The sequence below is a fragment of the Thiobacillus sp. genome (assembly GCA_024235835.1).
Taxonomy (GTDB): domain Bacteria; phylum Pseudomonadota; class Gammaproteobacteria; order Burkholderiales; family Thiobacillaceae; genus PFJX01.
This window is the reverse complement of the sequence record JACKLQ010000003.1, coordinates 256302-272868: the sequence shown is the minus strand read 5'-3', so window position 1 is coordinate 272868 and position 16567 is coordinate 256302. Positions and strand designations below refer to the sequence as shown.

Annotated in this window: 25 protein-coding genes; 22 read left to right on the top strand and 3 right to left on the bottom strand. The window is 63.6% G+C overall.

Annotated elements, in window-relative coordinates; all coding sequences use genetic code 11:
* Positions 1-7: 7 nt before the first annotated feature.
* The 17 genes from H6935_15435 (at position 8) to H6935_15355 (ending at position 10347) form a co-directional block, all read left to right on the top strand.
* Entirely contained in the window at positions 8-625 is a 618-nt protein-coding gene (locus H6935_15435; GenBank protein MCP5279726.1) for a cytochrome c, read from the top strand.
* A gap of 107 nt (positions 626-732) precedes the next feature.
* A complete protein-coding gene (locus H6935_15430; protein MCP5279725.1) occupies positions 733-1161 on the top strand; it encodes a DUF411 domain-containing protein in 429 nt (142 codons plus the stop codon).
* A gap of 33 nt (positions 1162-1194) precedes the next feature.
* Positions 1195-1536 (top strand): copper-binding protein, encoded by a 342-nt coding sequence (locus H6935_15425; GenBank protein MCP5279724.1) that lies wholly within the window; start codon positions 1195-1197, stop codon positions 1534-1536.
* Positions 1537-1565: 29 nt separating this feature from the next.
* Positions 1566-2234 (top strand): hypothetical protein, encoded by a 669-nt coding sequence (locus H6935_15420; protein ID MCP5279723.1) that lies wholly within the window; start codon positions 1566-1568, stop codon positions 2232-2234.
* Between the two features lie 42 nt (positions 2235-2276).
* Positions 2277-2501 (top strand): SHOCT domain-containing protein, encoded by a 225-nt coding sequence (locus tag H6935_15415; protein ID MCP5279722.1) that lies wholly within the window; start codon positions 2277-2279, stop codon positions 2499-2501.
* Positions 2502-2504: 3 nt separating this feature from the next.
* On the top strand, positions 2505-2999 hold the full coding sequence (locus H6935_15410) for a YHS domain-containing protein (GenBank protein MCP5279721.1): 495 nt from the start codon (positions 2505-2507) through the stop codon (positions 2997-2999).
* A 19-nt stretch (positions 3000-3018) separates the two neighbouring features.
* Entirely contained in the window at positions 3019-3405 is a 387-nt protein-coding gene (locus H6935_15405) for a DUF302 domain-containing protein (GenBank protein ID MCP5279720.1), read from the top strand.
* Between the two features lie 30 nt (positions 3406-3435).
* Positions 3436-3651: a DUF2933 domain-containing protein gene (locus H6935_15400; protein MCP5279719.1), complete on the top strand. Its 216-nt coding sequence runs from the start codon at positions 3436-3438 to the stop codon at positions 3649-3651.
* The gene (locus H6935_15395) at positions 3648-4298 is read left to right on the top strand and encodes an isoprenylcysteine carboxylmethyltransferase family protein (GenBank protein MCP5279718.1); all 651 of its coding nucleotides are present in this window, start codon (positions 3648-3650) and stop codon (positions 4296-4298) included. Before H6935_15400 ends, H6935_15395 begins: the two co-directional genes overlap by 4 nt.
* 65 nt (positions 4299-4363) lie before the next feature.
* Positions 4364-4693 carry a YHS domain-containing protein gene (locus tag H6935_15390; protein ID MCP5279717.1) on the top strand — a complete coding sequence of 110 codons (330 nt, stop codon included), beginning with the start codon at positions 4364-4366 and terminating at the stop codon, positions 4691-4693.
* Positions 4690-4968, top strand: coding sequence for a hypothetical protein (locus H6935_15385; protein MCP5279716.1), 279 nt, complete (start codon positions 4690-4692; stop codon positions 4966-4968). Before H6935_15390 ends, H6935_15385 begins: the two co-directional genes overlap by 4 nt.
* A 74-nt stretch (positions 4969-5042) precedes the next feature.
* A complete protein-coding gene (gene nhaA / locus H6935_15380; protein ID MCP5279715.1) occupies positions 5043-6194 on the top strand; it encodes a Na+/H+ antiporter NhaA in 1152 nt (383 codons plus the stop codon).
* A gap of 25 nt (positions 6195-6219) precedes the next feature.
* Entirely contained in the window at positions 6220-7407 is a 1188-nt protein-coding gene (locus H6935_15375; GenBank protein ID MCP5279714.1) for an MFS transporter, read from the top strand.
* A gap of 11 nt (positions 7408-7418) precedes the next feature.
* Positions 7419-8177: an HD domain-containing protein gene (locus H6935_15370; protein ID MCP5279713.1), complete on the top strand. Its 759-nt coding sequence runs from the start codon at positions 7419-7421 to the stop codon at positions 8175-8177.
* 36 nt (positions 8178-8213) lie between these two features.
* The gene (locus H6935_15365) at positions 8214-8690 is read left to right on the top strand and encodes a hypothetical protein (GenBank protein ID MCP5279712.1); all 477 of its coding nucleotides are present in this window, start codon (positions 8214-8216) and stop codon (positions 8688-8690) included.
* 108 nt (positions 8691-8798) lie between these two features.
* Positions 8799-9764 carry a DUF1566 domain-containing protein gene (locus H6935_15360; GenBank protein ID MCP5279711.1) on the top strand — a complete coding sequence of 322 codons (966 nt, stop codon included), beginning with the start codon at positions 8799-8801 and terminating at the stop codon, positions 9762-9764.
* 76 nt (positions 9765-9840) lie between these two features.
* On the top strand, positions 9841-10347 hold the full coding sequence (locus tag H6935_15355; protein MCP5279710.1) for a c-type cytochrome: 507 nt from the start codon (positions 9841-9843) through the stop codon (positions 10345-10347).
* A 6-nt stretch (positions 10348-10353) separates the two neighbouring features.
* Here H6935_15355 and H6935_15350 read toward each other — a convergent pair whose 3' ends face one another.
* Positions 10354-11283, bottom strand: coding sequence for a trypsin-like peptidase domain-containing protein (locus H6935_15350; protein MCP5279709.1), 930 nt, complete (start codon positions 11281-11283; stop codon positions 10354-10356).
* A 230-nt stretch (positions 11284-11513) separates the two neighbouring features.
* Between H6935_15350 and H6935_15345 the strand changes: the two genes are divergently transcribed.
* The 5 genes from H6935_15345 (at position 11514) to H6935_15325 (ending at position 15347) form a co-directional block, all read left to right on the top strand.
* The gene (locus H6935_15345) at positions 11514-11801 is read left to right on the top strand and encodes a hypothetical protein (protein MCP5279708.1); all 288 of its coding nucleotides are present in this window, start codon (positions 11514-11516) and stop codon (positions 11799-11801) included.
* Positions 11802-11877: 76 nt separating this feature from the next.
* Entirely contained in the window at positions 11878-12156 is a 279-nt protein-coding gene (locus H6935_15340) for a hypothetical protein (GenBank protein ID MCP5279707.1), read from the top strand.
* Between the two features lie 289 nt (positions 12157-12445).
* On the top strand, positions 12446-12841 hold the full coding sequence (locus tag H6935_15335) for a hypothetical protein (GenBank protein ID MCP5279706.1): 396 nt from the start codon (positions 12446-12448) through the stop codon (positions 12839-12841).
* 40 nt (positions 12842-12881) lie between these two features.
* Positions 12882-13028 carry a hypothetical protein gene (locus tag H6935_15330; protein ID MCP5279705.1) on the top strand — a complete coding sequence of 49 codons (147 nt, stop codon included), beginning with the start codon at positions 12882-12884 and terminating at the stop codon, positions 13026-13028.
* Positions 13029-13034: 6 nt separating this feature from the next.
* On the top strand, positions 13035-15347 hold the full coding sequence (locus tag H6935_15325) for a heavy metal translocating P-type ATPase (protein MCP5279704.1): 2313 nt from the start codon (positions 13035-13037) through the stop codon (positions 15345-15347).
* Between the two features lie 295 nt (positions 15348-15642).
* Here H6935_15325 and H6935_15320 read toward each other — a convergent pair whose 3' ends face one another.
* Both H6935_15320 and H6935_15315 read right to left on the bottom strand, forming a co-directional pair.
* Complete coding sequence (locus H6935_15320) at positions 15643-16038, bottom strand: single-stranded DNA-binding protein (GenBank protein ID MCP5279703.1); 396 nt, start codon at positions 16036-16038, stop codon at positions 15643-15645.
* A 110-nt stretch (positions 16039-16148) separates the two neighbouring features.
* A complete protein-coding gene (locus H6935_15315) occupies positions 16149-16475 on the bottom strand; it encodes a hypothetical protein (GenBank protein MCP5279702.1) in 327 nt (108 codons plus the stop codon).
* Between the last annotated feature and the right edge of the window lie 92 nt (positions 16476-16567).

The window sequence follows — 16567 nt, the reverse complement described above, 5'->3', positions numbered from 1 at the left end:
GACCGCCATGTCGAACCTCAACCAAGCCTGGATCGGCGCCGTGGCCACCCTGGGCGTCCTCGGCCTGACGGGTGGCGCAGTGGTGTACTCGGGCCTGGCGGACGTATCCGCTGATACGCCGCATGGCCCGATCGTGTACCGCTTGCTGGAGACTGCCCGGGAACGCGCCATCGCCAGGAGGAGCACGGACATCACGCCGCCCATGGACCTGGACGCTGCCGAGCGGCAACGCCAGGGGGCGGGCAACTACGCCGCCATGTGCGCGGACTGCCACCTAGTCCCCGGCGAGGAGAACTCTGAAATCCGCCGGGGTCTTTACCCCATCCCGCCTGACCTTACCCGTGCCAATGCGACGGAAGGCTCGCAAGGGGCGGCTCGCCAGTTCTGGATCATCAAGCATGGCATCAAGGCCTCCGGCATGCCAGCCTGGTCCAAGGGTGGCATGGAGGACGCGGCCATCTGGGATCTGGTGGCCTTCCTGAAAAAACTGCCCGGCCTTTCCCCAGAGCAATACCAGTCCCTGGTCGAGGCCAGCGACGGTCATTCCCACGCCGGTGCGCCGCATGCCGAGCCGGAGCCGGCCGACAAAGGCCACGACCATGACCATGGCGATCACGTTCACTGACGCCAAACCAACATGACGGATTTGTCATCCCCCCGTCAGGCTGGCGTAGCCCGACCCCTTCCATACTGGAACCACTTTCAACAAAGGAGTTTTGCGTGAAGACCAAAATGCTCCCGCTGCTGTTCCTGGCAGGTCTTTCTACTTCCGTCTGGGCGGCCCAATCCCTGCCCGTGGTCGATGTCTACAAGAGCCCGTCGTGCGGTTGCTGCAGCAAGTGGATAGACCATCTGGAGGCCAACGGCGTCCAAGTACGGGCTCACAACACCGACGACGTGGTGAGCCACAAGTACCGCCTGGGTGTCCCCCCCGGCCACGGCTCCTGCCACACCGCCGAGGTGGCGGGCTACGTGGTGGAGGGCCATGTACCGGCTCGGGAGATCAAGCGCCTGCTGAAAGAAAAACCGCATGCCCGCGGCCTGGTCGTGCCGGCCATGCCCACCGGCTCGCCCGGCATGGAGATGGGTGGCCACAAGGACCGCTACGACGTCCTGCTGGTGGACAAGCAAGGCGGCACCCGGACCTACGCCCGCTATTGAAATTCCCTAACTTCCCTCACTGAAAGGAACACCATGAAACGTTCGCTCTCCACCTTAATCCTGGTCATGACCCTCCCCCTCGGGCTGCCCGCCCTGGCCGACATGAACCACATGAGCCATGGCAGCGGCTCCGCTCATGCCGCCATGGGCGACATGATGTCCGAAGGCACCGTGAAGAAGGTGGACAAGGCCCAGGGCAAGCTCACCATCAAGCACGGCCAACTGGCGAACCTGGACATGCCCCCCATGACCATGATCTTCCGCGTGAAGGACCCCGCCATGCTGGATCAGGTCAAGCCAGGCGATAACGTCCATTTCCGCGCTGACCGCATGAACGGCATGTTGACCGTGACCCGGATCGAAACCGTCAAATGAAATCACTTTTCCCACGCAAGGAGCTCACCATGAAATCGATGCAACGCACCACCCTGATGCTGGCCATGGCCGGCGCCCTCTCCATGCCTGCCCTGTCCATGGCCGCCGACGCGGCCAAGGATGAACACAGCGGCCACCATCCCGACCAGGCCCAGACGGCCACTCAGGCCGCCACGCCGGAGGCCACAGACCGCATGCAGATGATGCGCAAGCGCATGATGGACATGCGCCAGATGCGTGACCCCAGCAAGCGCATGGCCATGATGGAAGAACAGATGAAGGACATGGAGGCCTTGATGAAAGACCGCCCCTGTCCCATGGCGGATGCCAAGGGCGGCGGCATGGGAATGGGAATGGGCATGATGGGCGGCAAGGGTGGCATGGGAATGATGGGTGGCCAAGGCGGTATGGGCATGATGGGCCAGGGCATGCAGGGGGGTGGCATGGCCGGAATGGACGACATGATGGGCAAGCGCATGGAGATGATGGAAAAGCGCATGGACATGATGCAGATGATGATGCAGCAGCGCTCGGGCCCAGGCATGCAAGGCGGCATGGGCATGGCCGGGCAGGATGACATGATGGCCCGGCGCATGCAGATGATGGAGCAGCGCCTGGACATGATGCAGAAGGGCATGGGCATGCAAGGTGGAATGGGGCCTGGCATGCAGGGCGGCATGGGCATGCCGGCCAAGTAACCCACTCCCAGGCGGCAAGACTTTCAGATTGGAGGACATGACATGTACGGATTCGACCATTACGGCATGGGATGGGGTGGCGGACTCGGCATGATCCTGGTCTGGGTCGTGCCGCTCATCCTCCTTTTCCTGGTGATCCGCTATTTCCTTGGCGACAAGGGAGAAGGCCGCAGCAGGAGCGCCCTGGAAATCCTCGAGGAGCGCTATGCCCGTGGCGAGGTTGATCGCGAGGAATACCTGAAGCGCCGCGCCGACTTGGGAGGCTGAGCGATGAGTTCCCTGGTCAAGGACCCCGTATGCGGCATGGAGGTGGACGCCAGGCAACTGGATACGGTCTACCAGGGCATCCATTACGCCTTCTGCTCAACGCAGTGCCAGGAGCGGTTCGTGGCCAATCCGCATCTCTACATCGGCCATCCCGGGCAAGCCGCGCCCAAGCAGGAGGGGCGCGTGGTGCTCAAGCGGCGCTCACTCCTGCTTGGCGTGCCCTTGTCAGCCGAGCAGGCCGACAGGCTTGTGGCATCGCTGATGGAAATGATGGGGGTGGAGTCGGCAAGCGTAAGCGGTGAGCGGCTGGAAATCGTCTATGACCTCCTGCAGGCAACGGAACAGCAGATTGGGGCTCGTCTGGGCGAAACCGGCCTTGCCCTGGGCGAAGGCTGGCCGGAAAGACTGCGGCGTGCCTTCGTCCATTACCTCGAGCAATGCGAGGCGGACAGCCTGGAATGCCGTCCGCCACGCGGCCACGCCATGCACGGCAAGTAACCCACAACAGGAGCACACGATGTACGGATTTTCGATCACCTTGCACACGCCCTTCGGTGCCACTGTTGGGCGAGTGACGGAGGCACTCAAGACAGAAGGCTTCGGCGTCCTCACCGACATCGACGTACAGGCCACCATGAAGGCCAAGCTGGGCGTCGATGGCCGGCCTTACCGCATCCTGGGCGCCTGCAATCCCCCGCTAGCGCACCAGGCCATCAGCGCCGAGCCGGACATCGGGCTGCTCCTGCCCTGCAACGTGGTGGTGCGCGAGGGGGACGACGGTACCACCGTCGCCTTCATGGACCCGGCGGCGGTGCTCCAACTCGTCGACAGGCCGGAAATCCACGCCTTGGGCCAGGAAGTCCGTTCGCGCCTGCAACGCGTGCGGGACAGTCTCATCGAGTAAGGCTGCCGTCAGGCCATGGGACACGCCATCATGAACCCGCAACCGAAGAAAAGCTTTTCACGCAGCGGCTGGGTACTGGCGGGGTTCTTGGTGATCGCCGGCTTTTTCCTGTTCACCGAGCACCGCGCGCACTTGCTCGGCTTTCTGCCTTTCTTGCTGCTGGCGGCCTGCCCGTTGCTGCACCTCTTCCATGGCGGGCACAGTGGCCATGGCGGGAAAGATCCCGATGCGGGCGGCACGAGATGAACGCCTCCCCCGACTACGGCCTGTGGTCGCTGGTGATCGTCAACGCGGCGGTCTTCATCCTGTTCGCCTTCAGTTTCTTCAAACCGCGCACCACGCGCGACTGGCGGTCGTTCGGCGCCTTTTCGGCATTCCTGGTGGCCCTGTTCACGGAGATGTACGGCTATCCCCTCACCATCTATTTCCTCTCCGGCTGGCTGCAGAGCCGTTATCCCGAAGTGGACTGGCTCTCGCACGACGCGGGGCACCTGCTGGAGATGCTATTCGGCTGGCGCGCCAATCCGCACTTCGGCCCCTTCCACGTGCTCAGCATGCTCCTGATCGGCGCGGGCTTCATCCTGCTCGCCAAGGCCTGGGGGCCGCTCTACGCGGCGCAGCGCGGCCATCAACTGGCCACCACCGGCCCCTATGCCCACATCCGCCACCCCCAGTACGTGGCTTTCATCCTGGTCATGCTGGGTTTCCTGGTGCAGTGGCCGACCCTGCTCACCCTGCTGATGTTCCCTGTCCTGCTGTTCATGTACGTGCGGCTGGCCCGCGGGGAGGACCGCATGGCACAGCAGGATTTCGGCGCGGCCTGGCGGGAGTATGCCGGCCGTACGCCCGCGTTTATCCCGCACCTGGCCGGCATGACGGCGAAAAAGGCCTGACACGTCCGGTCACACGGGTTTGGTGATGCGCCGCGCGTGTTGGCGCGGCGGGAAAGGAGGCAAATATGGAAGGACTGTTGTGGTTTCTGATTATCGGCGCCCTGTTCTATTTCATGATGCGCGTCGGCTGCGGAGGACATAAGGGCCACGGGCATAGCCACGGTTGTGGTGGTGGACATGGGAGCCACGCCGGCCACGAAGGCGACGACGGGATCGCGCAGGAGGAACAAAAGGACCCCGTGTGCGGCATGACGGTTTCACCGGACCAGGGCTACAGTAAGGGGCACCAGGGCAAGCCCTACCGCTTCTGCAGCCGCGATTGCCTGGACAAGTTCGAAGCCGAACCGGACAAGTACCTGCAGGCCACGAGCGGCGAGAAAGGAGGGACAGCATGAAATCAGGCATCTCTTTAACCGCGGTCGGGCACGCCACCAGCCTGTTCCTGGCCATCACCTTCACCCTGTGCGTGGCTTTCGATCTGTTGTTCCCCGCCCATGCCATGTACGAATCCTGGCAGAAGCTGCTGCCCGGTTTCGAGTGGATCAGCTGGCAGAGCTATTTCCTGGGACTGGTGGAGAGTTACGGCTATGGCTGGTATTTCGCCCTGGTCTGGGTGCCGATCTACAACGCCTTCGCCGGACGCGGCACTGACGGGCAACACTCGCGTTAGCGTAGGTGCGGACAGGAAAACCGGCATCGTGGGAACCGATCGTGCGTGTGACATTGCCATCTCGTCCGCATGTGATGGCCGGCCTGCTCACCCTGGCCGCCATGCTGCTTGCGCTCGTCCTGGCCAACTCACCCCTGCGCGATGCCTATCAACTGGTGCACCACCTCCCGGTCATGGTGAGGGTGGGAACCCTGGCCATCGACAAACCGCTCATCCTCTGGATCAACGACGGCCTGATGGTGTTCTTTTTTCTGCTCATCGCCCTGGAACTCAAACGCGAAATAACGCAGGGCCGCTTGTCCAGCCCCAGGGCGATCGCGGCGCCTGCCTTCGCGGCCATGGGCGGCATGGCGGCGCCGGCGCTGGTCTATGCCGCGTTCAACGCCGGCGACCCGGCAGCCATGCGCGGCTGGGCGATCCCTACCGCCACCGACACGGTGCTGGCCCTGACAGTGCTCGCATTCCTGGGTACTCGAGCGCCGGCCTCACTCAAGGTGTTTCTCACCGCACTGGCGATCTTCGACGACCTGGGGGCGATCCTGATCATCGCCCTGTTCTACACGGAGCGACTGGCCACGCCGTCGCTGGTGATGGCGGCTTTCGGGATAGCCGCCCTCATCGGCCTCAATTTTTTCAATGTCACCCGCACCGCGGCCTATGTGGTCGTCGGTGCGTTCCTCTGGGTCGCCGTATTGAAATCCGGCATCCACGCGACCCTGGCCGGAGTGGCTATCGGCTTGGCGATCCCCTTGAATTCGTCGCAGGCGCAACAGGGCCAGTCCCTTTCGCCATCGCTGGAAATCGAACAGCACCTGCGCCCCTGGGTCGAGTTCGGCGTGGTGCCTGTGTTCGCGTTTTTCAATTCGGGTATCGCGTTCTCGGCATCCACCCTGGCCGCGCTGTTCTCACCAACTTCGCTGGGCATCGTGCTGGGTCTCCTCGTTGGCAAGCAACTCGGCATATTGGGCGCCGTGTGGCTCGCCGTGCGATCCGGCGCCGCGAAGCTGCCGGAGGGGGCCAACTGGCGGCAGATGCATGGCGTGGCGCTGCTGGCTGGAATTGGCTTCACCATGAGTCTGTTCATCGCCGGCCTCGCATTCTCTGCCCCGGAGGCATTTCGCAGTGCGCGGCTGAGTGTCGTGATCGGTTCGCTGCTATCCGCGGTGGCGGGAATTGCCGTGTTCAGGAACGCGAGGCTTGGCCGCGCGGAGTCGAACGGCAACTGAGCAGGATCGCGCCCATGAGGGCCGTATGAGCATGTCTTCAGGCGCCGGCCTTGTCGCCCCGAGCGGACTCGCTCTGCCGCTCGCTTCAGTGTTCGTGGTGGCCATGGGCTTCGGCATTGTGCTGCCCGTACTGCCATTCTTCTTGGCGCGTGTTCTGGGCGCCGGAGAAAACGAATCGATTGCTTGGCATACCGGCCTACTGACCGCCGCGTACATGTTCTCGCTGTTCCTGTTTGCGCCGTTCTGGGGACGTGTATCTGATCGTATCGGCCGCCGCGCCGTAATCCTGCTCGGATTCGCCGGCTTCAGCGTGGCCATACTGGTGTTCTCGGTTTCATCAAATCTGGCGCTGGCCTACACCATGCGAGGGCTCGCGGGATTGTTCGCCGCAGCCATCGTGCCGGTCATGTTCGCCTGGATTGGCGATGAGCAGGTCCCGGACATACGGGCGCGCAGCTTCGCATGGCTGTATGCAGCCAGTGCGCTTGGATTCCTTTTCGGTCCGGCGATGAGCGGCTGGATGACTCATGCCGGCTACCAGAATGGGCCGTTCTATACCGTGGCGGCGCTAAGTGGCCTGTTATGGTTCCTCGCATATCGGCGAATCCCTGAGGGGAGCCGAAGCCGCTCACTTTCTGTTGCGCCGGAAGTCAAGGAATCACCCTTCCTCTGGCTGCAGGCTTTGACACTGCTGGTGATGCTCGGTCTGGGCAGTTTCGAAGTGGGCATCGCCCTGCATGGGCGGCTGATTCTGGATCTCGGTCCGCGCGAGATCGGCTGGTTGTTCGCCGAATGCAGCCTGATCATGATTCTGGTGCAAACATGGGCGCTACCCCATCTGATCCGCCGGCAAGGAGGAGACCGGCTTTTGGCGCCGGGTTTCCTGGCCATGGCGGCGGGTGTTGGACTGTTGCCGTATGCATCCACATTCTCGTTGTCGCTGCTGGCCGTTGGTTTGTTTGCATCGGCCTCGGGCCTTCTGATCCCGGCACTTGCCTATCTGGTGTCGCTCGCGGCTGGTGCTGCGCAGGGGGCCGCGCTTGGTCAACAGACCGCGACTGCGAGCCTCGGGCAAGCCGTTGGTTCGGCGACTGCCGGCTGGTTGTTCACACTGCTTGGTGGCGCGTTGTTCTGGGCCATGGCCGGACTACTCTTTTTCGGATCAGTTTCGGCCTATGTCATTACGGGCATGGAAAGCAGAGGCAGATCATGATTTCAGAACAGATGAACGCTGCCTTCAACGGAACCTGTGCGGCGTGCGGCACGAGAATCCACCTTCCTCCGGATTCCGCCCTCGGGGAGGATTGCCGCTGTGAGCCCTGCTACCTGAAAGAGAGGCCAGGACAAACCCAGGCCGCAGCCGCCGATCCTTATCTAGCCTTGGCCGAATCCCTGGCCGAGGCCTTGGATGCGCGGGAACACGAAACCGGTCTGCACTCCAGGCGGGTGGCTTGCCATACCCTGGTATTGGCCAAGCGCTTCACCAGCGAGGCGGACACACTGCGTCAGGTTTATTGGGGAGCGCTGCTGCACGACATCGGCAAGATCGGCATCCCCGATGCCATCCTGCTCAAGCATGGCCCACTCGATGCGGAAGAGTGGGCCACCATGCGCCAGCACCCCGACATCGGCCATCGCATCCTGTCCAGCGCCCCATTCATGTCCGAAGCCGCCGAGATCGTGCTTTGCCATGAGGAGCGCTTCGACGGCAGCGGCTACCCCAGGGGGCTCAAGGGCGAGGCCATCCCACTGTGGGCACGGCTGTTCGCGGTCATCGATACCCTGGACGCCATCACGTCCGATCGACCCTACCGCCGGGGGCTGCCCTTCGACGCGGCCAGAACAGAAATCCAGCGCATGCGGGGCCGCCAGTTCGACCCGCTTGCCGTGGAAGCCTTTCAAGCCGAGGAAACGACCCTGCGCGCGATGGTGGCCCAGAAATGCGTCAGCATGATTGCAACGGGCAATTCACTCCCCCTCTAGCGGGGGAACCCCAACCTTCAGCAAAGGAGAACAGACATGACCTCCCGAACAATCCACTCAATGATCCTGGCCACCCTGCTCAGTGCCACGGCCGGCCTCGGCCTGGCCGACAAGCTGCCTATGCCCCCGGCTTTCACGCCCCAGGCGGACATCGAGCAAACCCTGCGCGCCTATCCGCTGGGCGTCATCACCCGGCAGGCGGCTTTCAGCCACCACGGTAAGTCCCACCGCGAGGTCAAACTGCCCAATGGCATGGTCGGCTGGGTCTACGATGTGGGTGGGCAACCCAAGGCGGTGGCCTATGGCACCCCGGCGGGAGACAAGCAGCGTGTCCGCGAAACCGAGGCACGTCACGGGGCGCGCGGCTACACCCTGGTCTTCGATAGCCGGGGACTGGTCATCGATGTGCTCTACAACGAGGAGGGCCGTCATGATGGGCTGACCGCACTCTCCCAGCAGCACATGAAAGGCATGACGCGCATCGAGGATCATGCCCATCCGGCCGGCCGGTAACAGGCCAAGGCGAACATCATCAGGCTTGTGCCGATATTTTCATTGCGACACGTGCTCTCGTGCCTGCAAACAGGCCAGGACGGATGCCACGGCACGGATGGCCGTCCCATGCCCTGTGCGGGCAGCGGCCAGGATGGGGAATTCCGGGCAGGCCTGGCGTGGCCCGCGCCGCGTTTCCAGGAAAAAGGCGGCCGGGTTCTGGACCGGCTGACCGGGCTGGAGTGGACGCGGGACGCCAATCTGCCCGAATACCCCCTCACCTGGATGGAGGCGCTGGGTTTTATGGCGCGGATGAACGAGGCGCGCCTGCTGGGCCATGCCGATTGGCGTCTGCCAAACCGCCGGGAACTGAGAAGCCTGGTCAGCCACCAGACCGGCCGTCCCGTGCTGCCCGATGCGCATCCCTTCATCAACGTGTTTCCAGGCTGGTATTGGACCTCCACTACCGCAGCCATCAGTCCCGCCCATGCGTGGTATGTGGACATGGACGGCGGCCGCATGTTCTTCGGCGGCAAGGACCAGTCCTTCCTGGTCTGGCCCGCGCGGGGCCGCTGCACCGTGCTTGCCGCCTCTGGCCAGACGCTTTGCCACGACGCCCATGGCAGCCCGTGCCCTTGCGGGGGCAGCGGGCAGGATGGCGAGACACGATCGGGCCAGCCCTGGCCCTGGCCACGTTTTGCGGACGAGGGAGAGAGTGTCGTCGATGCCCTCACCGGCCTGCGCTGGCTGCGCGGGGCTGACCTGGCCGGCGGCCCGGTCGCCTGGATGGAGGCGCTGGGCGCGGTACGGGCCCTGAACGCCACCTCCCTCGGCGCCTACGGCTGGCGGCTGCCCAACATCAACGAACTGGAATCTCTCGTGGACTGCGAAGCCCACACCCCAGCTCTGTCGCGGGGGCACCCTTTCCGCGACGTGCGCGATGCCTACTGGTCCTCCACCACCAGCCTGTACGAGCCTGATTGGGCCTGGGCGTTGTATCTGGACAAGGGGGCGGTCGGCGTGGGGCAGAAGGCAGGGCGCCACTTCCATGTATGGCCCGTGGCGGACGCGGGCACCTGTGCCGCCACTCCGTGATGGAAAGCCCTTCAAGGGGTGGCGGGAACCGGAATGATTTATTGTCGATCGTGAATGGAAAGGAGGAAGTAAAGACATGCTGAAGCATCTAACATGGACCGCCCTGCTGCTGGCATCGCTGACCGCTTGCGGACAGGAAACCCCTACGGAACAGAAAGCACTCACAACCGCCGCGCCGGCCACCCCGCAGGCTGTGAAAGGCAACTGGCCACCGCCGAAGGTGGCCCGGAATTTCGATCCGGAGCGGGTGACGCGCGGAAAGGCCGTTTATGAGCAGTACTGCCAGTCCTGCCATGGCCCCGGGGGCAAGGGACAGCCGGGCGACTGGCGGGAGCGGGGGCCGGACGGCAAATACCCGCCACCGCCCCTTGACGATTCCGCCCACGCCTGGCACCACCCCACGAAAATCCTGCATAGGGTCATCAAGCACGGCAGCCCGGGTGGCAGCGGCAACATGCCGGCCTGGAAGGATGTCCTATCGGACGCCCAGGTCGACGACGTGGTCGTCTACATCAAATCACTCTGGTCGGACGATGTGTATGCCGTCTGGCACGACATCGAGCAGCGTTCCCTGGAACCCTGAGGCACATCACAACTGGTCCGGCGCCAACAGGCTGCGTCCCAATTCAAACTCCAGTTGTTGCAGCGCCCACTGTGCCTCGGCATGGGTGGACTCCAGCATCAGTACACGCTGAAAGGCCTTGGCGGCCCAATCTTTTTTGGACAAACCCTTGCAGGCACGCCCCAAAGCCATCCAGGCCTCGGGGTTATTGGGCTCCTGCTGGGTCCATTCCGTGGCCAGACGGTCAAGGGCATGCCATTTCTTCTGGGCACCCAGATCGCAGGCCGCAAGGAAGTAACCGCTCTCGTGTCCCGGCTGCTCCCAGAAACTCGATCTGCCGGCAATCGGCTCCAGGCCTTCTGCGGCGACATGCCGCAACCAGCCCACGGGCAGGGCAAAGTGGAAGTTGCCGCCGGACTTCGCCTTGAAGGTGAGGATGCCCACCAACTGGCCCTCCCGGTCGAACAGGCCGCCGCCACTGGCGCCCCGCTCGAAAGCCGCCGAAGTCTGGATGACGCGGCCGCCATCGCACTCGCAATGGTGCAAGCCGACGATGCGGCCGTGACTGACGGCGAACTTGCCTTCCGGATAGCCCACCGCCACGACCTCCATGCCGACACGGGTTTCCCCCACGTCGACCATGGGCATGGATGCTGCCCGATGCCCGGGAAGGGTAAGAAAGCACAGGTCACGATAGGCATCGCGCAAGTCGGCCTGCACGGCCTGAGCGGTGCCGCCAACCAACGCGTCGATCCGCGCCGCATCCCGCAACACATGGCAATTGGTCACCAGGCGGTCACCGGCCAGCGGTACGGCGGAACCGAACTCCTTGCCGCCATCCGTGCGCGTGACCACCAGCTGATACACCCGAGCCGTCCAGTCCGGCTCGCCGGCCTGTGCGGCAGGCCCCAATAGCAGGACGGCAAGGAATCCAATCGTGATCAGTCCATGCGACATCTGGCACCCTTCGATCGTGGTTTCGAGTGTGACAGGGCAGAATTTCCCAGGTTCGGACGCGGCGTTCAAGGTACGGAACTTCTAACAGGGGCGGATTTCCTGGTTATTTTCATCAACGGACGATGACACATTTGTAATCCCGCCATCAGGTTCCTGTGGGTATCCCTTGCCCATACTGACTCCAACATCACAAGCAGTGATGTCCTTCTGAAACCACATAGGAGTCGATCATGAAACGCACCCACACTATCCTCGGTACCGCCATCCTGGCCCTGGCCACCACTTCCGTTTTCGCCGGGCAGTGGGACGACAACCCGGATCTGAAACAGTCCATTCTGAACGACATCACCTCCGCTGGCTTCGTCGGCACCAGCTTCTCGGCCGCCAAGCCCGAGCGTGGCAGCGGCGACGTGTATGGTTGGGTCGTACTGGACGCCCAGGCCGGCGATGTCCGCGCCTCCGCCGGTCGCGAGAAGGGTAGTGGCGACACCTATGGTTCCATCCTCAATGATCTCTAAGCGCCCCCGGCTCATAGAAAACGCCGACGCTTCATTCAATGATGCTTCAGCCCACCCCATAAACAAGGAGTACACCATGAAAACCTTCTTCATCCCTCTCGCCATTCTGACCATCGCCTCTTCATCCGCCCTGGCCCACGACTGGGACAGCAACCCCGACATGCAACAAAGCATCCTCAACGATCATGCCAGCGGCTTCGTCGGTACCAGCTTCTCGTCCGCCAAGTTCGAACGCGGCAGCGGCGACACCTACGGCTGGGCCGTGCTGGACGTCCAGGCCGGCGACATCCACGTCTCCGCCGGGCGTGAAAAGGGCAGTGGCGACACCTATGGCTCCATCCTCAACGACCTATGATCGACCGGGAAGCGCCACGGCATCCTGGCCCACGCTAGCCAGGATGCGCGGTGAAAAGCGAGTGGAGTCAACCATGATCGGATACGAACCTATCGGCATGACCTGGGGCTGGCTGGGGATGGGCCTGGCCTGGCTTGTTCCCATCATCCTGGCAGCATTGCTTATTCACCTTTTCACCGAGCCCCATGCGCGCCCCCAAGGCCAGGCTGAGCCAAGCGAACCTCCCGACAGGGAGCAGCAAGCCCTTGGGACGACCCGGCATGCCTCTTGAGAGAGAAATGACATCGCCATGAAATTACTGACCATTCTCTCCGTTCTGTTACTAACCGGTTGCGCGTCAAACGTAGCGCTAAAGGATGCGGATGACACGACACAGGCCGTCGGCACCCTATACCTCCGTTGGCTGCAACCCAATGCCATCGAGGTGACCCTGGATGGGAAACGCTATGAGGGGGATTGGACAATGAACCGATGTCTGCTGTCAGATTCCGAATGCCGTGGCCCGTATCGCAATGTCCCGAAAATCCATCGGCGCCATATCAGTCAGGGACAAGCAACACTGACCTCAAGGGAAGGTGACCGTCTGGAGTGTGAATGGGTCAGCCATCTTCCCGATTTGCGGGGAACGTGCCGGGCGCAGGATGGAAGATTGTTCAAACTGGAGAGAACCAAACCCGTGGGATGAGCCTTTCGGTCCCACCGCTGACACACATGAGGAGATTGATATGCTGAACTGGCTGAAACGAATCTGGGCCGACTTCAAGGCTTGGCAACAGGCCAATGCCGAAGCCCACGCCCGTTCCACCCCTCATTCCTGCTGTTCCGCTCCGCCGCCCGGAGCAGGCCGCCACGACACCCAATACGGGCGGTGAGTTGGTATGGCACCGGCCCACGCCCACATCCTCGACAAGGATCCGGTCTGCGGCATGACCGTCAAGCCGGATTCGCCTCACCATACTGATCATGCGGGGCAAACCTATCGCTTCTGCAGTTCGGGATGTCTGAAGAAGTTCCAGGCCGAGCCCGGACACTACCTGGCCCCGGACAAATCGGAGCAAGCAGTTTCGGAGGCTTCCTCGGCTGGCGCGGAATACACCTGCCCCATGCACCCCGAAGTGCGCCAGATCGGCCCCGGCACCTGCCCAAAATGCGGCATGGCCCTGGAGCCCGTGGCGCCCTCGGCCGAGGCGGAGGAGAACCCCGAACTGGCCGATTTCCGGCGCCGCTTCTGGTGGACCCTGCCGATGACGGTCGTCGTCACGGCCATCGCCATGTCCGGCGGCCTGTTCGACCCCCTCCTCGGCGCCGCCCGCCCCTGGGTGGAACTGGTCCTGGCCACGCCGGTGGTGCTGTGGTCCGGCTGGCCGTTCTTCGTGCGCGGCGTGCAGTCGATCGCGCACCGCAGTCCCAACATGTGGACCCTCATCGGCCTGGGCACCGCCGCCGCCTATGCCTACAGCGTCGTCGCCACGGTGGCGCCGGGCGTGTTCCCCGCCTCATTCCAGGTCGATGGCCATGTGGCGGTCTATTTCGAGGCCGCCGCCGTCATCATCTCCCTCACCCTGTTCGGCCAGGTCATGGAACTCAAGGCGCGCTCCGAAACGGGTGCCGCCATCCGCGCCCTGCTGGGCCTGGCGCCCAAGACCGCGCGCCGCCTGAATGACGACGGCAGCGAAGCGGACATCCCCCTGGCCCAGGTCCACCCCGGAGACCGACTACGGGTACGACCCGGGGAGAAGGTGCCGGTGGACGGCGTGGTGCTGGAGGGCTCCAGTGCGGTGGACGAGTCCATGCTCACCGGTGAGCCCATCCCCGTCTCCAAGGCGGCTGGCGACGCCCTCATCGGTGCCACCCTCAACACCAGCGGCGCCCTGGTCATGCGCGCCGACAAGGTCGGAACGGAAACGGTGCTGGCCCGGATTGTGCAGATGGTCAGTGAGGCCCAGCGCTCCCGTGCCCCCATGCAGCGCCTAGCGGACGTGGTGGCTGGGTATTTCGTGGTGGGCGTGGTCGTCATCGCGCTTGTGACTTTCGTTGTCTGGGGCCTGTTCGGGCCGCAACCATCGTGGGTCTACGGCCTCGTCAACGCCGTGGCCGTACTGATCATCGCCTGCCCCTGCGCCCTGGGCCTGGCCACGCCGATGACCGTGATGGTGGCCACCGGCAAGGCCGCCAGTCACGGCGTGCTGTTCCGCGACGCCGCCGCCATCGAGTCAATGCGCAAGGTGGACACCCTCATCGTCGACAAGACCGGCACCCTCACCGAGGGCAAGCCCCGCTTCCATGGCTTGGTGGCTGCGGAGGGCTGGGATGAGGCGGAAGTCCTGCGCGTTGCCGCGAGCCTGGACCAGGGTAGCGAGCATCCCCTGGCCCATGCCTTGGTGGAAGAAGCCCGCCGCCGCGAATACCACCTCAGCACACCGGAAGGTTTCGAGTCCTCATCGGGCATCGGTGTCCGAGGTATGGTGGATGGAAAGCATGTCGCCATCGGCAACACCAAGATGATGGAGGAGGTCGGTGTCGACTGGAGGCTTCTGGGCGAGCAGGCCGAGGCCCTGCGGCTGGAGGGGGCCAGCGTCATGTTTCTGGCCGTGGATGGCAATGCGGCTGGCCTGCTCGCCGTCTCCGATCCGATCAAGGACTCCACACCAGAGGCCCTGCATAGCCTACGCACCAGTGGACTCAACATCATCATGGCCACGGGCGACGGTCTCACCACCGCTCGTGCCGTCGGTCAGAAGCTCGGCATCGAGGAGGTGCACGGCGAGGTCAAGCCGGAGGACAAGGATGCCCTGGTAGCTAAACTCCAGGCCCAGGGCCGCATCGTCGCCATGGTGGGCGACGGCATCAACGACGCCCCGGCACTTGCTCGAGCCAACGTGGGTATCGCCATGGGCACCGGCACCGACGTGGCCATGACCAGCGCCCAAGTCACCCTGGTCAAGGGCGACCTGCGCGGCATCGTCAGCGCCCGGAAACTCTCCATGGCCAGCGTGCGCAACATGCGGCAGAACCTGATGTTCGCGTTTCTCTACAACGCCCTGGGGGTACCCATTGCCGCCGGGGTGCTGTATCCCGTGTTCGGTCTGCTGCTCTCACCCCTGATCGCAGCCCTTGCCATGAGCTTCAGTTCTGTATCGGTAGTGAGTAACGCTCTACGACTAAGGACCTCGAATATTTCAACTGGCTGAAGTGCTTTCTTTTGCCAACGAGCACTTAGTCACCAGGCTTCAGAGGTGACCGCTGTACTCAGAGGGCCGCCTTTGGAGCATTCGAGAATTGTCCGGTGTGTCTGAAGCGTGAGTGTGAGATCGCCGGATAAGGAAGCTGCCGTTTACCCCAGATACCGCCCGAGCGGCGGTTAACCAAAGCATTGCGGCCCTGAGCGGACTGACCAACGACGGTCCGGATTGGCCGATGGCCCGCCGGACAGCATAGCACCCCGATGTGACAGCTCTCTCCAAGGTAGCTGTCATATCTGCTCGCTCAGGTTGCGTTGCATTCATCCTCTCCCCGCCTGGCCTCGAACTCCACGCCCTTAACCCGCGTGAGCGATAACAGCACGTCATCAGCCACCAGACGCAGCTTCTCCCGGGGCTCCCCGGTCTCCCGGTCGGCCCAGGTGTCCAGTTCGAGACGGCCGATCACGTGCACCCGCGACCCCTTGCGCAGCAGCCTGGCCGCCTGCTCGGCCTTGTAGTCCCAGAGGGAGACATCCAACCAGTGGCCACCGGTCTGCTCTACACCACCCTGGCCGTCGGGCCGGTAAATATCAAAAAAGACCCGCAGTTCCGCCACTTTGCGGTCCTCGCCATTGACCTGGACGGTCTTGATGGCGGGGCTGTCGCCCAGGTTGCCCGTGCCTTGATAGATGTTCGGCATGTTTGCTCCTTTCAAATGCCTTTGGATGAGGCCGAACCCGTGTCTGGGTCCGGCGGTTGACTTCAGCATCTGGGTGTTCGCAGTGCGAACACCAAGTGGATCGCGGGGGTTCATGACTTGTGCCGGGCCGGTTCATGGCCCAGGTTCGCCAAGCTCGCCTCCTCCTGGCAACGTTTGGCCAGCCGCAGCTCATGGCGCGCGGCCTGCTCCTGAAGGTTGAGGAGCAGCGCTGCCCCATGGGCCCGCCGATACCACTGGGCCAGGGCGGGCGGCAGGCCATCGACCCGGCTCGCGATGGCCTGCCAGGTGACGTGCCGGGCAGGCCGGCCCGCCAGCCGCCAGCGCAGGGCGAGCTGGCTGTTCCTGCCCCGGGCATGCACCGCCAGGGTGAAGTCATGTCCCCCCACCGCCCTGGTCTCCCGGGACAGGGCCCGCATAGCGGCATGGATGCCATCCAGCCGGGCGCGGGCTTGCCTGGCCCAGGCTTCCGCTTGGCCCCCCTTACCCTTAAAGCCCTTTATGTCCACTC

Coding starts and splice junctions, on each gene's coding strand:
- H6935_15420 (MCP5279723.1), top strand. CDS start 1,566: ATGAAATCGATGCAACGCACCACCCTGATGCTGGCCATGGCCGGCGCC.
- H6935_15340 (MCP5279707.1), top strand. CDS start 11,878: ATGAAAACCTTCTTCATCCCTCTCGCCATTCTGACCATCGCCTCTTCA.
- H6935_15320 (MCP5279703.1), bottom strand. CDS start 16,038: ATGCCGAACATCTATCAAGGCACGGGCAACCTGGGCGACAGCCCCGCC.
- H6935_15410 (MCP5279721.1), top strand. CDS start 2,505: ATGAGTTCCCTGGTCAAGGACCCCGTATGCGGCATGGAGGTGGACGCC.
- H6935_15335 (MCP5279706.1), top strand. CDS start 12,446: ATGAAATTACTGACCATTCTCTCCGTTCTGTTACTAACCGGTTGCGCG.
- H6935_15370 (MCP5279713.1), top strand. CDS start 7,419: ATGAACGCTGCCTTCAACGGAACCTGTGCGGCGTGCGGCACGAGAATC.
- H6935_15360 (MCP5279711.1), top strand. CDS start 8,799: ATGCCCTGTGCGGGCAGCGGCCAGGATGGGGAATTCCGGGCAGGCCTG.
- H6935_15325 (MCP5279704.1), top strand. CDS start 13,035: ATGGCACCGGCCCACGCCCACATCCTCGACAAGGATCCGGTCTGCGGC.
- H6935_15345 (MCP5279708.1), top strand. CDS start 11,514: ATGAAACGCACCCACACTATCCTCGGTACCGCCATCCTGGCCCTGGCC.
- H6935_15415 (MCP5279722.1), top strand. CDS start 2,277: ATGTACGGATTCGACCATTACGGCATGGGATGGGGTGGCGGACTCGGC.
- H6935_15405 (MCP5279720.1), top strand. CDS start 3,019: ATGTACGGATTTTCGATCACCTTGCACACGCCCTTCGGTGCCACTGTT.
- H6935_15385 (MCP5279716.1), top strand. CDS start 4,690: ATGAAATCAGGCATCTCTTTAACCGCGGTCGGGCACGCCACCAGCCTG.
- H6935_15430 (MCP5279725.1), top strand. CDS start 733: ATGCTCCCGCTGCTGTTCCTGGCAGGTCTTTCTACTTCCGTCTGGGCG.
- H6935_15400 (MCP5279719.1), top strand. CDS start 3,436: ATGAACCCGCAACCGAAGAAAAGCTTTTCACGCAGCGGCTGGGTACTG.
- H6935_15330 (MCP5279705.1), top strand. CDS start 12,882: ATGCTGAACTGGCTGAAACGAATCTGGGCCGACTTCAAGGCTTGGCAA.
- H6935_15375 (MCP5279714.1), top strand. CDS start 6,220: ATGAGCATGTCTTCAGGCGCCGGCCTTGTCGCCCCGAGCGGACTCGCT.
- H6935_15355 (MCP5279710.1), top strand. CDS start 9,841: ATGCTGAAGCATCTAACATGGACCGCCCTGCTGCTGGCATCGCTGACC.
- H6935_15425 (MCP5279724.1), top strand. CDS start 1,195: ATGAAACGTTCGCTCTCCACCTTAATCCTGGTCATGACCCTCCCCCTC.
- nhaA (MCP5279715.1), top strand. CDS start 5,043: ATGGCCGGCCTGCTCACCCTGGCCGCCATGCTGCTTGCGCTCGTCCTG.
- H6935_15365 (MCP5279712.1), top strand. CDS start 8,214: ATGACCTCCCGAACAATCCACTCAATGATCCTGGCCACCCTGCTCAGT.
- H6935_15395 (MCP5279718.1), top strand. CDS start 3,648: ATGAACGCCTCCCCCGACTACGGCCTGTGGTCGCTGGTGATCGTCAAC.
- H6935_15435 (MCP5279726.1), top strand. CDS start 8: ATGTCGAACCTCAACCAAGCCTGGATCGGCGCCGTGGCCACCCTGGGC.
- H6935_15350 (MCP5279709.1), bottom strand. CDS start 11,283: ATGTCGCATGGACTGATCACGATTGGATTCCTTGCCGTCCTGCTATTG.
- H6935_15315 (MCP5279702.1), bottom strand. CDS start 16,475: ATGCGGGCCCTGTCCCGGGAGACCAGGGCGGTGGGGGGACATGACTTC.
- H6935_15390 (MCP5279717.1), top strand. CDS start 4,364: ATGGAAGGACTGTTGTGGTTTCTGATTATCGGCGCCCTGTTCTATTTC.